The sequence below is a fragment of the Paenibacillus turicensis genome (assembly GCF_050461185.1).
GTDB classification, from domain to species: Bacteria; Bacillota; Bacilli; order Paenibacillales; family Paenibacillaceae; genus Fontibacillus; species Fontibacillus turicensis_A.
Genome location: NZ_JBCMOR010000015.1, coordinates 268,414 through 282,199, shown reverse-complemented (window position 1 = coordinate 282,199; position 13,786 = coordinate 268,414). Strand labels below are relative to the sequence as shown.

Genomic DNA, 13,786 nt, shown 5'->3' with positions numbered 1-13,786 from the left:
CTGCTCTCCCGCCCTTATAAGCTTACTTGTCCTTCTTGGACATGAAAAATGATGGCGTCCTTTAGCCGGCTTTGGTTAATACTCTCGATGCCTGTCGCTGTTATGAACGTCTGTACTTTACTTTGAAAGGTCTCAATTAACTGGGTTTGACGGTCTTGATCAAGCTCTGACAAAACATCGTCCAGCAATAAAATTGGATATTCTCCTATTTCCTCGTTGATTAACTCGATTTCTGCAAGCTTAAGAGAAAGTGCTGTAGTACGTTGTTGCCCTTGAGATCCGTATACCTGAGCTTCATTTCCGTTAATATAAAATGACACATCATCACGATGTGGCCCAGATAACGTGAGTCCACGTCTAATCTCCTGATCTTTCATCTGTGATAACTTTATCATAAATTGGCGTAATAAGACAGCTTCATCTTCTTCCTCTGCTTCACCAAACGTAGGAAGATAGGACAACTTCAGCTGTTCTTGCCCACCTGTAATTCCATGATGGATGTGCTCAGCCCATTTTTGCAGCTTCTTTATGAATTGTTTCCTTTTTATAACAATTTTAACACCATGCTCTGCTAATTGTTCATTCCATATTTCAAGCATGGTTGTCATATCAGAAGAAGCACCCCAGGATTGCTTTAGCAGGTTATTTCTTTGAACGAGTATTTTCTGATATTGCTGGAGGTGGTACAGGTAGCTAGGCTGTACTTGTCCAATCTCCATATCCAAAAATCGTCTTCTAACGCCAGGCGAACCTTTTACAATTTCCAGATCCTCAGGTGCAAACATCACTACGTTCAAGCACCCAATAAAGTTGCTTAGCTTTCGCTGCTCCATCCCGTTTATTTTCGCTCTTTTCCCTTGTCCAGATAAACGCAGCTCTAAACCTACATTCCCTAACCTTTTATCTACCTCAGCAGTAATGAGTGCATGGTCTTGTCCAAATGCAATCAGTTCTTTATCTTTGGAGGTTCGGTGTGATTTAGTTAATGCGAGCACAAACAATGCTTCTAGTAGATTTGTTTTTCCTTGCGCATTACGCCCAAGAATCAGGTTTACATTTCCAAAGGCATTCATAGAGAGCTTCTCATAATTACGGTAATGGCTTAAATGCATATTTTTGATATACATGGGTTCACCTTTGCCCCCTTAGCCTGTTGCCACAGTCACTCACAACGGTTACTGCGCTGAAGCAACCTGAAAAGCACCATTGCCTTCTACTTCAACCATATCACCAGCATATAGCTTTCGTCCACGACGGTCCTCATTTTCACCATTTACTTTGACAGCCTGATCCTGTAATAATGCCTTTGCCATCCCACCAGTTGGGACACAGTCTGCAAGCTTAAGAAATTGATCAAGCTTAATATAGGGTGTTGAAATCGTAATTGTTTTCATGTGCATGAGCTTCCTCTCTAGTTACTTGTGCGATAAGGCAAAATTAAATACAAACTTTGGCTATCATCCATCGGCTTAATAATGATTGGGCTCATTGCCCCTGTGAAGCCAATATGAAGCTGCTCGCTTTCTACCACTTTGAGAATATCCAGCATATAACGAGAGTTAAAAGATATTTTTAATGGATCGCCTGAAAATTGAGATACAGCTAGCTGCTCAGTTACTTTACCAAGCTCAGAGGAGCTGGAGGAAATTTCGATACTTCCATCCTCTAACGTTTGAAGGCGAACGATATTTGTTTTTTCTTCTCTTGAAAGTAAATACGCACGGTCAATCGATTCACTTAGCTGTTTTGTATCAAGAACAAGTTCTGTTTTGAACGTAGTTGGAATAATTTTAGAGGTGTCTGGATAGGTACCATCTAAAATTCTGGAATAAAATAATACACGATCAATTTTGAACAATACTTGGTTATCTGCAACAACAATATCAACGACTGTATTTTGATCAGGAATAATTTTGCTTAATTCATTCAGTGTTTTTCCTGAAATAACGATGTTGCTAAAACGCACATCCTCACTTTGCAAGGCAATAGCTCGACTTGCTAAACGATGTCGGTCTGTAGCTACAAATTTAAATTGGCCTTCACTTAGATTCCATAATACCCCTGTCAAAATAGGAGAGGTTTCGTTAGAGGAGATGGAGAAGGTAGTCCCTTTGATCATATTTTTAAGTAGATCTCCTGGCATAGAGATCATTTGATCCTCTTCAATCGCTGGTAAAATTGGGTATTCCTCTGGATCAAGACCTACGATGACAATTTCTGTAGATCCGGAGCGAATTAAAGTTTGGAAGCCTTCTTGAACTTCCATTTCGATTTCTTGAGAAGGAAGCTTTTTAATAATTTCCACAAAAAACTTAGCTGGTAATACTACGCTGCCAGCACGTTCGACTTTAACAATTTGCTTATTGTTATCTTCAACAGGAATAAATGCTTGAATAGATACATCTGTATCACTTGCAGTTAAGGTCATCCCTTGAAAGTTAACGTCTAATTTAATACCAGTCAAAATAGGGATGGTGGTTCTGCTTGAGATTGCTTTGGATACATGTTGAATTGATTCATTAAGCTCATTTTTTAAAATACGGATTTTCATACCTTCCACTCCTAAAAATTTAATTTATAATTCACAATAACTTTTTCGCATATATAAATGATTATCCACATACAATAAATCATAAAAAATGAAGTTTAGTGATCCAACTTCATTATCCACATGTTTATAACTTTAATTTAAAAGTAAAATTGCTCCACTATCTATTTCGGCTAAAAAAGCTCGTATTTTTACAGTAAATAAAACCGGTATTCTCCCCTTATTATTTTCAATACATAAATGCAATATAACCTTATCAATCCTAAATCTTCCCCTAGATTAAAAAAACACATTAAAAACTGGCAGAAATTAAAGAGAGATCTCCTTATTACCGAAGCTACTGCCATTGGGGAATGTGTTGTGGGATGGATCATGGAAATGTTGGCTTTATGATGAAGATAATATCTTTTAAAAGATAGAAGTAGTAGTAGGGGCACTGAATATGTGGATAACAACCAAAAATAGATGAAATGAAGCCTATTCACATGTTGATAGAATGTGCATAGGCTTACACCTTATTCAGGATGAATTTTTAATTTTCTCACTAATCGTATTAATGACTTTATATAAATCTGGATCATCCTTTATCATCTGCGTAATTTTCTCATGAGCATGAATAACGGTAGTATGATCGCGTCCACCAAAGGCATCGCCGATTTTTGGCAATGAAAAGTCAGTTAATTCCCTGGAAATATACATCGCAATTTGTCTTGGGAAAGCAATCGCCTTTGTACGTTTCCTCGCTTTGAAATCCTCCAGCTTGAGATTGTAATACTCGCCAACCTTCTGCTGAATATCCTGAATCGTAATCATTTTAGGACGACTGGATGGGATGATATCCTTTAGTGCCTCGGCGGCCAAATGAGTGGTCACATCCTGATTAATTAAGGAGGAGTAGGCTACAACTCGAATGAGAGCACCCTCTAGCTCACGAATGTTGGAATCAATCTGATTCGCAATGTACATCATGGCTTCATTTGGTATATCTAGGTTCTCAGCCTTCGCTTTTTTACGTAAAATTGCAATTCTTGTCTCTAAATCTGGTGGCTGAATATCTGTAATAAGTCCCCATTCAAAGCGTGATCTAAGCCGTTCCTCAAGGGTTGGAATTTCCTTAGGCGGTCTATCACTCGAAATAATAATTTGCTTACGTTCTTCATGCAACGCATTAAAAGTATGGAAAAATTCCTCTTGTGTTGATTCTTTTCCAGCCAAAAATTGAATATCATCAATAAGAAGAATGTCGATATTACGATATTTGTTACGGAAGCTCTCAGCTCGGTTATCCCGAATAGAATTAATAAATTCATTTGTAAACTTTTCCGAGGAAATATAGACAACCTTGCTGCTTGGACTATGCTCCAAAATATAATGTCCAATGGCATGCATTAAGTGTGTTTTCCCAAGCCCAACTCCACCATATAAAAACAAAGGATTGTAAGCTCTAGCAGGTGCTTCAGCAACAGCTAAAGAAGCGGCATGTGCAAAGCGATTGCCGGAACCAATGACAAACGTATCGAATGTATATTTGGGATTTAGCATATGGGAAACGTTTTCTTCGATTTGGACTGGTGCAGGGGGTTCCTTCTGCATTTGAATCTGCTCAGGTGGTTCAGCTTCCTCTATTACGAAGGATACATTAACTTGTTTGTCCAAATATTCGTAAACTGTAGTTGCAACAAGCTTAGTATAGCGGCTTTCAAGCCATTCTACAGCAAAGGTGGTAGGTGCTGAGATCACGATGGCATGATCGGTGAGCGAAACAATCTTCGTTGCCTTAAACCACGTGTCAAAGCTTGGTTTGCTTAATTTTGTATTAATGATAGATAAAATATGCTGCCATATTTCAGAGGTATGGCTGTCCACAGACTGTCACTCCTTTTAAATCTTCCAATTGTGGCTTGAGCCATGCAGAAAGAGTCGAAAAACATAAATAAATGGGACAGGTATCCCCAATAATAAGTTAAATAGAATTATTATAAACAGGTATAATTGAAAATTGTTCACAATCTTATCCACAGGCTGTGTATAATTATATTTATAGATTAACATATACACAACAAAAGCATTATTATCATAGCAAAATAAACCCCATATTTCAACGTACTCTTAGAAATTATCCACAAATTCAATAACTTGTGTATAATTATCATCAACACCACTACATATTGTTTATAAAATGTTAAAAGTTCGACAGAAAGATTAAAAATGATAAAAAAATATACACAGTTTATTGACGTAATTTACGAGAATACGCCTCAAAAATCTGTGTATAACTTATTTGGCTGTTTTTTATTAAACCTTGTTATGTTTTGTTAGCTGGAAGTAAATTTCCGTTGAAATTGGGAGATCGCTTCATATTCTGGACCTAGTTTGCTGGAAATCGATAAAAATATCGGTAATAGTTGTTTGTAAATTTGGGCTGATTCTGGATTTGGATCATATTGCTGTGATTGTTCGGTAATTAATGTAGCCTCCTGTAAATTTTCAATAAAACCTAAGGCGTATAAACCTAAAATACATGCACCTACACAAGAGCTTTCATGATGAGCAGGAATGGAGACAGGCTGATCAAAAATATCTGCAAGCATTTGGCGCCATAAAGAGGAAGAGGCGAACCCACCTGTTGCCTTAATGATGGCAGGTGTGCCAATTTGTTCTTCAATCGCTAACATGACGGAATATAAATTAAAAATTACGCCTTCCATTGCAGCTCTAAGCATATGTTCCTTATGATGATGTAAGCTAAGCCCAAAAAACGATCCCCGTGCATTGCTGTTCCATAAAGGGGCTCTTTCTCCTGCTAAATAGGGGTGAAAAAGTAAGCCCTCTGACCCTGCAGGTACTTGCGAGCAAATTTGGGAGATCAAATCATAAGGATCAATGCCTAATCTTTTAGCTGTTTCAACCTCCGCGCCAGCTAATTCATCTCTCATCCAGCGAAGAATGTGTCCTCCATTGTTGACAGGGCCACCAATGACATAATGCTTATCGGTTAAGATATAACAAAAGGTCCGCCCTTTTTTATCAAGAACAGGCTGATCAACCACGGTACGAATGGCACCACTTGTCCCGATTGTCACAGCGACTTCACCAGGTGACATGGCATTTAAACCTAAATTAGATAAAACCCCATCATTTGCACCAATGACAAAAATCGTTTCTGGCGTAAGTCCCATTAAATTTGCGTATTGAAGCGCTGCACCTTTTTTATAGTAGGTTGTAGGTACAATCTTGGACAATTTGCTTTCATTAATTTCCGTTGCTGCAAGTGCTGCTGTATCCCATTTTAATTGCTGTAAATTCATGAGTCCTGTGCAGGAGGCGATGGAGTAGTCTACCTCGTAGGATGAAAATAATTTTGCCCAAATGTACTCTTTAATCGAAATAAATTTATAAGCTGTATTAAAAATAGTTGGTCGTTCAGCACGAAGCCACATTAATTTGCTCAGTGGCGCCATAGGATGGATGGGTGTTCCAGTCCGTAAATAAAGCTCATGTCCATTTCTCTCAAGCAACTGCTTCGTATAGGGTTCACTGCGATTATCTGCCCATGTAAGGGCATTCATTAATGGGTTTCCGTTTGAATCAATCGGAATGATACTATGCATCGCTGCACTAAAGGAGACAAATTTAATTTGCGTGGGTGAGCTGACGTGTTCCCGCATGAGCTCAGATGTTGTTGCTAATACAGCCTGAAAAATTTCATCAGGATCTTGCTCAGCGGCTGCTACCTCTGGTGTATATAAAGGATAATGTGCGTGTGCAGAGGACACTATACCTCCATTAATGTTATACAATACCGCTTTAGTGCTTGTTGTGCCAATATCAATGCCGATCATATAAGAAGTGAAATCCACGTTAGTCCTCCTTATGACTTTTTTATATATTATATAGTAATCCACATGTGAATAACTTTTTAAATATTTTTTTGAAAAGGGGAGCTGTGGAAAACTTTTAAAAGTGTTGTTCAGTGTGTATAATGAAGGAAGGGAAGGCTTGATTATAAAAATTACAAAATTTTCGCTCATTGACTTTTAAAAGGGTTCATGGTTAAATGTAAAAAGGCATTTTCTGTGCGTAGTGAAAATGGTGAATATGTAGTTATTCCTGTAAGGGGGTGCAATAAATGAGACCAACTTTCAAACCAAATGTGAGCAAACGTAAAAAGGTTCACGGATTCCGTAAAAGAATGAGCACAAAAAACGGACGTAAGGTTCTCGCTGCTCGTCGTCTAAAAGGCAGAAAAGTACTAAGTGCTTAATGACTGCATAAGGCCACTGTCAGTGGTCTTTTTTTAACATAGATAAGGTTAAATGTTAATCTTACATTGTCGTCGTACATGTTCTTTACTTCACAAGGTGAAGACGTAACGATATTTAAAAATGGTAGGCCTGAACTCTTTAGATGCAGGGTTACCATTTTTGACGTTGCTTAAGACAATTTGAGAAGATATCAAACGGTTAGATACAGACGTGTTCCAGGTAACATTTTAGGATAGTTTGAACCAAAATTAGGGAGTTTGCGCCAGTGCAAAGAAAACTTCGATTAAGAAATCGTGCTGACTTTGGTCGAGTATATCGATCAGGTAAGTCCTTTGCAAATCGTCAATTAGTTGTGTATTGGTCCATAAGACCAGAGATTGAACGATTTAGACTTGGGATTTCGGCAAGTAAAAAAATTGGAAATGCTGTGGTCAGAAATCGAATGCGCCGCTTAATTAAGGAAATTGTACGTTCCCATGAGCCTAAAATTCGTGATCACGTTGACATAATTATAATTGTACGTAATGGAGCCGTTGGGATGAATTATCACGAGTTGGAGAAAAGTGTCCTCCATGTGCTGAAAAAATCCTCGCTTACTAAAGTGTAAAGGCTGTCATAAGCTTTGTTTCTTTGTATGTTTAATTATGGTATCATTTACAATGACGTATAAGGTTAAGAGAGGAGTTTTGAGGTGTCACGAATTAAAAACAATAGAATAAGATGGACTCTCCTCGCACTATCAATAGGTTTAATGACTATGTTAGCAGGTTGTGGAGTGCCAAATGCATCAGTAGCTACAACAACGGAGGATATGGCGAATAGCACGTCATTTTGGACACGTAATGTCGTCTTTTATTTCTCTTATGCACTCGACACATTTGCTGATTGGTTTAATGGTGCATATGGAATAGCGATTTTATTATTAGTGTTGATTGTCAGAACATTAATTTTGCCATTAACTTTGAAGCAGGTCAAGAGTACAAAGGCGATGCAAGCACTTCAGCCTGAGCTACAAAAAATTAAAGAGCAATATAAAGATAATCCACAAATGCAGCAACAAGAAACAATGAAGATTTTCCAAGAAAATAAAGTTAATCCAATGGCGGGTTGCTTTCCTTTATTGATTCAAATGCCAGTGTTTATCGCTTTATATAACTCGATAACACATAACTCAGCGATTAGTGCACATTCATTTTTATGGTTGCAGTTAGGTGAGGCGGACAAGTACTTTATTTTGCCGATCGTCGCTGCGATTACAACGTATATTCAAACTAAAATGATGTCTACGATGAATTCGAATCCAAACGGGATGCAGGGACCAATGCAGTTCATGATGTATGTTTATCCGATTTTGATCTTCGTCATGGCTTATCAGTTCCCAGCAGCATTACCGCTTTACTGGATTTACAGTAATATTTACACGATTGTACAAAACTATCTCATTTATCGTAAAAAGGATCCTGTAGCTGTCGTTGGTGGACAAGCAGCGAGCACATCAGGTTCTAAACGAGGCGGATCAAATTTAAAAGCCGGACATCCTGGTAAGGGTGCTAAGGAGGCCAAAAAGCGCAAATGATGAACAGTATAGTGACGTCGGGAAGAACTATTGAAGAAGCTGTAAGACAAGGATTGGCCATACTCGGGGTTACCGAGGATCAAGTCGATGTAAAAGTGTTAGAGCAGCCGTCAAAGGGATTTCTGGGGCTGATTGGCGTAAAGGCAGCTAAGGTTGAACTTACTTTAACCACTAATGCGCAATCAGAATCACCGCAAAGGACAAAAACCGAAACCAAACAGCTAGAGGTCGGTGATCATCCAAATAATTTGGTAGATCCTTATGAAGCGGCGGCGTCATTTGTTCGTGATGTTGCTCTTAGCATGGGGCTTGAAGTGGAAGTAGAGATTGTCACCAAACGTGACAATACGGTCTTAAATATTTCCGGTAGTGAGCTTGGTTTATTGATTGGGCGTCGCGGACAAACGTTAGACGCTTTGCAATATTTAGTTAATATTATTGCGAATCGTCATTCAGATAGCTTTTTGCGTATTATTTTAGATGCAGAAAACTTCCGTGAACGCAGAAGAAAGACATTAGAACAGTTAGCGATGCGATTAGCTAGCAAGGTGATTCGTTCTGGCAAGGAAATGGTGCTTGAGCCCATGTCTCCACAGGAACGTAAAATCATTCATTCCCGCTTACAGGATCACCCTGAGGTGAAGACGTTTAGTAAAGGTGAGGAACCAAATCGCAGAGTAGTTATTGCGCTAAAGAATAATAAGTAGGCTCTTATAGCCTGAAGAGACGCTCGTGATGGTTTGCCTTAGCAAACGTTACTAGCGTCTTGTTTTTATAAGAGTCGCTACTTCTAAAGTTTATAGTAGACAATTTAAATATTTAGCTCTATATAAATCATTACTTGACAACGTCAGGAGGATAGAGGCTACGATACAGAGAGTTCTTACGATTGTTGTTAAAACCAAATTCCTTTTATTGAATTAAGTATATTGGTGGAATTTGATTTTAAGAGACAATCTTCAGAATCTCTCTCTCCCTCCGCTACTGTGGGTTGGTTGTCAAGATATGATTTCTAGATTGAGCTGAACATTTAAATGGATTGAAAATATTAGAGTAGAGGTGAAGATAAAATGTTAAGTGACACAATTGCTGCAATCGCGACAGCAGTAGGGGAGAGTGGAATTGCAGTTATTCGTGTTAGTGGTCCGGAAGCGATAGCTGAGGTTGATCTGTTATTTAAATCTAAAACAAAGCTAAAGGATGCAGAGAGTCATACCGTTCATTATGGATATATTGCTCATCCTGAGACTGGAGAGAAGCTAGAAGAGGTACTGGTGTCCATTTTCCGCGCGCCTAGATCTTTTACAACAGAAGATGTGGTAGAGATCAGCACCCATGGTGGGATCATTTCTGTAAAGAGGGTAATGGATTTATTGTTAAGTGGCCCTTCGATACGGATTGCAGAGCCAGGGGAATTTACGAAGCGTGCCTTTTTAAATGGCCGTATTGACTTGTCTCAAGCAGAAGCGGTGATCGATCTAATTCGCTCAAAGTCTGACCATGCATTTTCCCTTGCATTAAAGCAGGTCGAAGGTGTGTTGTCTCACCAAATTAAAGAGTTACGTCATAAAGTAATTGAAACGTTAGCTCATATTGAAGTAAATATCGATTATCCTGAGCATGACGTTGAGGATATGACCTTTAATTATATAAAGCAACAATGTCACGATGTATGTATTGGTATCGATCGATTGCTGACCCATGCGGAGCAAGGCAGAATTTTACGTGAGGGCATTACAACAGCGATTGTAGGCAGACCAAACGTCGGAAAATCCTCACTCCTTAATAGTCTCGCTCATGAAAATAAAGCGATTGTAACGGACATTCCGGGTACAACAAGAGACGTTATTGAGGAATTTGTAACAATTCAGAACATTCCACTTAAGCTGTTAGATACTGCTGGAATTAGAGAAACGATGGATATCGTTGAACAAATTGGTGTGGAGCGCTCCAAGGCAGCAGTGAATGAAGCCGATCTTATTTTACTTGTGTTAAATAGTGCTGAACCTTTGCATGAGGATGAAATTCAGTTGATGGAGCAACTAAAGGATCGCCAAGTGCTGGTACTGCTTAATAAGGTTGATTTACCACGTCAGCTTGAAATGGATATGGTTACTAGGTACTTTAAGCAGGAATCTATAGTAGAATTATCGGTGGTGACACACCATGGTTTAGATCATTTAGAAGACGCTATTGCGAAATTATTTTTTGGTGGTAAGCTTGAATCTGGTGATTTAACGTATGTAAGTAATGTAAGACATATTGCATTGCTGAAAAAGGCGAAGCAATCGCTAATCGATGCTTATGAGGCGGCGGATACAGGTATTCCAATCGATATTTTGCAAATTGATGTAAGACTTGCATGGGAACAGCTTGGTGAGGTCATCGGAGATGCTGCCCCAGATGCTCTTATAGATCAGATTTTCTCTCAATTTTGTCTAGGAAAATAAGTTGGGAAAATAGTTAAAATATAAGCAATAATTTAGTTGTATAATTAATTTAAAATTTAAATATTAGGAGGTTGAGTAAATGGGATACCTAGCAGGAAGCTATGACGTGATCGTTGTAGGCGCTGGACATGCGGGGAGTGAAGCTGCTTTGGCTGCTGCTCGTATGGGCTGTAATACGCTAATGGTCACGATCAATTTAGATATGATTGCCTTTATGCCATGTAATCCTTCTATCGGAGGACCGGCTAAAGGGCATGTAGTGCGGGAAATCGATGCGCTTGGAGGAGAAATGGGGCGCAATATCGATAAAACCTATATTCAGATGCGAATGCTGAACACAGGTAAGGGACCAGCGGTTCATGCATTACGTGCCCAAGCAGATAAATTTCTGTATCAACATACGATGAAGGAAACGATGGAGAAGGAGCCCAATCTAACACTTCAACAGGGGATGGTAGAGCGCCTTCTCGTTGAGGGAGATCAATGTGTTGGTGTTGTTACGATGACAGGGGCAGAATATCGTGCAAAAGCCGTCGTATTGACTACAGGTACGTATTTGCGGGGGAAAGTGATTATGGGTGAGCTAACTTATGAGAGTGGCCCAAATAATCAACAGCCTTCTGTGCAATTATCTCATCATTTGAAGGAGTTAGGCTTTGAGCTAGTACGCTTTAAAACGGGAACACCACCACGTGTTCATAAGGATACGATTGATTTTTCACAGACTGAGATTCAGCCTGGTGATGAAAAGGTGAAATTTTTCTCTTATGAAACTAGAGATTCAGATAATGAACAGTTACCTTGTTGGTTAACCTATACTTCAGAGTCAACGCATCAAGTTATTAATGAAAACTTACATCGTGCACCGATGTTTACGGGAATTATAGAGGGGACTGGTCCCCGTTATTGCCCATCTATTGAAGATAAAATTGTAAGATTTGCAGATAAACCTAAGCACCAAATTTTCCTAGAGCCTGAGGGTAAAAATACTTCTGAATATTATGTACAAGGTTTATCAACAAGTATGCCTGAGGATGTACAATTAAAAATGCTACGTTCCATTCCTGGCTTGCAAAATGTAAAAATGATGCGTAATGGCTATGCAATTGAATATGATGCGATGGTTCCAACACAGCTATGGCCAACATTGGAGACGAAACGTCTTCCGGGCTTATTTACGGCTGGGCAAATTAACGGTACAAGTGGGTATGAGGAAGCAGCAGGACAAGGGATCATGGCCGGTATTAATGCGGCTCGTAAAGTGTTAGGGAAGGAACCGGTTATTTTAGATCGTTCCCAGGGATATATTGGCGTATTAATTGATGACCTTGTTACAAAAGGAACCAATGAGCCTTATCGTCTATTAACATCACGTGCAGAATATCGTTTGCTTCTTCGTCATGATAATGCAGATATGCGTTTAACACCGATTGGGTATGAAATTGGCCTGATTAAAGAGGATCGTTACCAACGCTTTATAAATAAAAAAGAGATGGTCGAACAGGAAATCGAACGCTTGCGTAAAACTTCTGTATCGCCATCAGATATTAATCCTTTGCTTGAAGAGATTGGATCATCTAAGATTCAGGATGGAAGTCATTTAATTTCTATTTTGCGTAGACCAGAGGTAAGTTTTGAGAATATTCATAGTTATTTCCCTTCTGAGTTAGAATTAGATGAATTCATGATGGAACAGGTTGAAATTCAAGTTAAATATGCTGGATATATAGAAAAACAACTAATTCATGTGAATAAGCTTCAAAAAATGGAAAAGAAGAAGATTCCAGACTCTATTCAATACGAAGATGTACATGGTCTGGCGATTGAGGCGAAGCAAAAACTAATGAAGATTCGTCCGATTTCTATCGGCCAAGCTTCTCGTATTTCAGGGGTTACACCAGCTGATATTTCAATTTTGCTTGTATATCTTGAGCACTATAACCGTGTTACTGCGGCAGGAGGGTAAACAGCTTTGGATCAAATTAAGGATAATTTTCAAGCATTATGCTTAGCTCGTAATATTGAATTATCAGAGAAACAGCTGGAGCAATATGAGTTATACTTTAAGGAATTAGTATCATGGAATGAAAAGATGAACTTAACGGGAATTACTGAACGAAGTGAAGTATATTTAAAGCATTTTTTTGATTCACTCACTTTATCTCAATATGTAGATTTTACCAAAGTGGGGAGCATAGCAGATATTGGATCAGGGGCAGGATTTCCTGGTATTCCATTAAAAATTTGTTTTCCGCATCTTAAACTTATGATTGTCGATTCCTTAAATAAGCGGATTCAGTTTCTTCAGCATGTTGTAGATACATTAGGGCTACAGGATGTTCAACTTATTCATGGTAGAGCAGAGGATGTGGCTCGTCAAGCCGGACTTCGTGATTCCTTTGATTTAGTTACGGCAAGAGCAGTAGCGAGATTGGCAGTACTCAATGAGTTTTGTTTACCTTTTGTAAAAACAGGTGGGATTTTTGCAGCGATGAAGGGGACTGATCTTAAAGAGGAAGTGAAGGAAGCTACACGTAGCTTCAAGGAGCTAAATGGAAAAATGAAGGCTTCTTATCATTTCCAGCTTCCTCAAGAAAATGCTGATCGGCATATTATTATAATAGAAAAAGTAGGGGATACACCTAAAAAGTATCCACGAAAAGCAGGTACACCATTAAAGTCACCAATAGTGTAGTAATATTTTTCCTTCCAGTATTGTTTCACGTGAAACAATAACTGGGAGGTTTTTTAATTCCTGTTTCGTACATAGAATAGTTTACTAAATTTCTATCTAATCTCATACCTGTTATAAAAGAAATGGGACCTTAACAGCGGTTGAAGCCACTCTCTGCACTGTAGCCTCTTCTTGCATAACTTTGTCAAGCGCTGATTACTATGTTGAGCCACTATTATTTAAATAAAAACCTTTTAAATATTCAATCCATTT

At 38.7% G+C, this 13,786-nt stretch carries 12 protein-coding genes; 7 read left to right on the top strand and 5 right to left on the bottom strand.

Annotation, left to right across the window (positions count from 1 at the left end):
- Positions 1-14 precede the first annotated feature (14 nt).
- From recF to gntK, 5 genes are all read right to left on the bottom strand, one after another.
- Positions 15-1,127: a DNA replication/repair protein RecF gene (gene recF, locus ABE099_RS18740; RefSeq protein ID WP_430032770.1), complete on the bottom strand. Its 1,113-nt coding sequence runs from the start codon at positions 1,125-1,127 to the stop codon at positions 15-17.
- A 48-nt stretch (positions 1,128-1,175) separates the two neighbouring features.
- Entirely contained in the window at positions 1,176-1,394 is a 219-nt protein-coding gene (gene yaaA, locus ABE099_RS18735) for a S4 domain-containing protein YaaA (RefSeq protein ID WP_430032767.1), read from the bottom strand.
- Between the two features lie 17 nt (positions 1,395-1,411).
- Positions 1,412-2,551 (bottom strand): DNA polymerase III subunit beta, encoded by a 1,140-nt coding sequence (gene dnaN, locus ABE099_RS18730; protein WP_210089856.1) that lies wholly within the window; start codon positions 2,549-2,551, stop codon positions 1,412-1,414.
- A 516-nt stretch (positions 2,552-3,067) separates the two neighbouring features.
- Positions 3,068-4,414, bottom strand: coding sequence for a chromosomal replication initiator protein DnaA (gene dnaA / locus ABE099_RS18725; protein ID WP_210089857.1), 1,347 nt, complete (start codon positions 4,412-4,414; stop codon positions 3,068-3,070).
- 449 nt (positions 4,415-4,863) lie between these two features.
- Positions 4,864-6,390 carry a gluconokinase gene (gntK, locus tag ABE099_RS18720; protein ID WP_430032825.1) on the bottom strand — a complete coding sequence of 509 codons (1,527 nt, stop codon included), beginning with the start codon at positions 6,388-6,390 and terminating at the stop codon, positions 4,864-4,866.
- A gap of 287 nt (positions 6,391-6,677) precedes the next feature.
- On the opposite strand from gntK, the gene rpmH reads away from it, so the two are divergent.
- The 7 genes from rpmH to rsmG all read left to right on the top strand — a co-directional run bounded on the left by rpmH (position 6,678) and on the right by rsmG (position 13,534).
- Entirely contained in the window at positions 6,678-6,812 is a 135-nt protein-coding gene (gene rpmH / locus ABE099_RS18715) for a 50S ribosomal protein L34 (protein ID WP_019914530.1), read from the top strand.
- Between the two features lie 266 nt (positions 6,813-7,078).
- Positions 7,079-7,420, top strand: a complete 342-nt coding sequence (gene rnpA, locus ABE099_RS18710; RefSeq protein WP_210089859.1) for a ribonuclease P protein component — start codon at positions 7,079-7,081, stop codon at positions 7,418-7,420.
- A gap of 84 nt (positions 7,421-7,504) precedes the next feature.
- Positions 7,505-8,389 carry a YidC/Oxa1 family membrane protein insertase gene (locus ABE099_RS18705; protein ID WP_430032762.1) on the top strand — a complete coding sequence of 295 codons (885 nt, stop codon included), beginning with the start codon at positions 7,505-7,507 and terminating at the stop codon, positions 8,387-8,389.
- On the top strand, positions 8,389-9,096 hold the full coding sequence (jag, locus tag ABE099_RS18700; protein ID WP_430032823.1) for an RNA-binding cell elongation regulator Jag/EloR: 708 nt from the start codon (positions 8,389-8,391) through the stop codon (positions 9,094-9,096). The genes ABE099_RS18705 and jag overlap by 1 nt, the downstream gene beginning before the upstream one ends.
- Positions 9,097-9,459: 363 nt before the next feature.
- A complete protein-coding gene (gene mnmE, locus ABE099_RS18695; RefSeq protein WP_430032760.1) occupies positions 9,460-10,839 on the top strand; it encodes a tRNA uridine-5-carboxymethylaminomethyl(34) synthesis GTPase MnmE in 1,380 nt (459 codons plus the stop codon).
- 79 nt (positions 10,840-10,918) lie between these two features.
- Complete coding sequence (gene mnmG / locus ABE099_RS18690) at positions 10,919-12,805, top strand: tRNA uridine-5-carboxymethylaminomethyl(34) synthesis enzyme MnmG (protein WP_430032758.1); 1,887 nt, start codon at positions 10,919-10,921, stop codon at positions 12,803-12,805.
- 15 nt (positions 12,806-12,820) lie between these two features.
- Positions 12,821-13,534 carry a 16S rRNA (guanine(527)-N(7))-methyltransferase RsmG gene (rsmG, locus tag ABE099_RS18685; RefSeq protein ID WP_430032821.1) on the top strand — a complete coding sequence of 238 codons (714 nt, stop codon included), beginning with the start codon at positions 12,821-12,823 and terminating at the stop codon, positions 13,532-13,534.
- Positions 13,535-13,786: the final 252 nt, after the last annotated feature.

Coding starts and splice junctions, on each gene's coding strand:
- mnmE (WP_430032760.1), top strand. CDS start 9,460: ATGTTAAGTGACACAATTGCTGCAATCGCGACAGCAGTAGGGGAGAGT.
- recF (WP_430032770.1), bottom strand. CDS start 1,127: ATGTATATCAAAAATATGCATTTAAGCCATTACCGTAATTATGAGAAG.
- gntK (WP_430032825.1), bottom strand. CDS start 6,390: ATGATCGGCATTGATATTGGCACAACAAGCACTAAAGCGGTATTGTAT.
- mnmG (WP_430032758.1), top strand. CDS start 10,919: ATGGGATACCTAGCAGGAAGCTATGACGTGATCGTTGTAGGCGCTGGA.
- jag (WP_430032823.1), top strand. CDS start 8,389: ATGAACAGTATAGTGACGTCGGGAAGAACTATTGAAGAAGCTGTAAGA.
- rpmH (WP_019914530.1), top strand. CDS start 6,678: ATGAGACCAACTTTCAAACCAAATGTGAGCAAACGTAAAAAGGTTCAC.
- yaaA (WP_430032767.1), bottom strand. CDS start 1,394: ATGAAAACAATTACGATTTCAACACCCTATATTAAGCTTGATCAATTT.
- dnaN (WP_210089856.1), bottom strand. CDS start 2,551: ATGAAAATCCGTATTTTAAAAAATGAGCTTAATGAATCAATTCAACAT.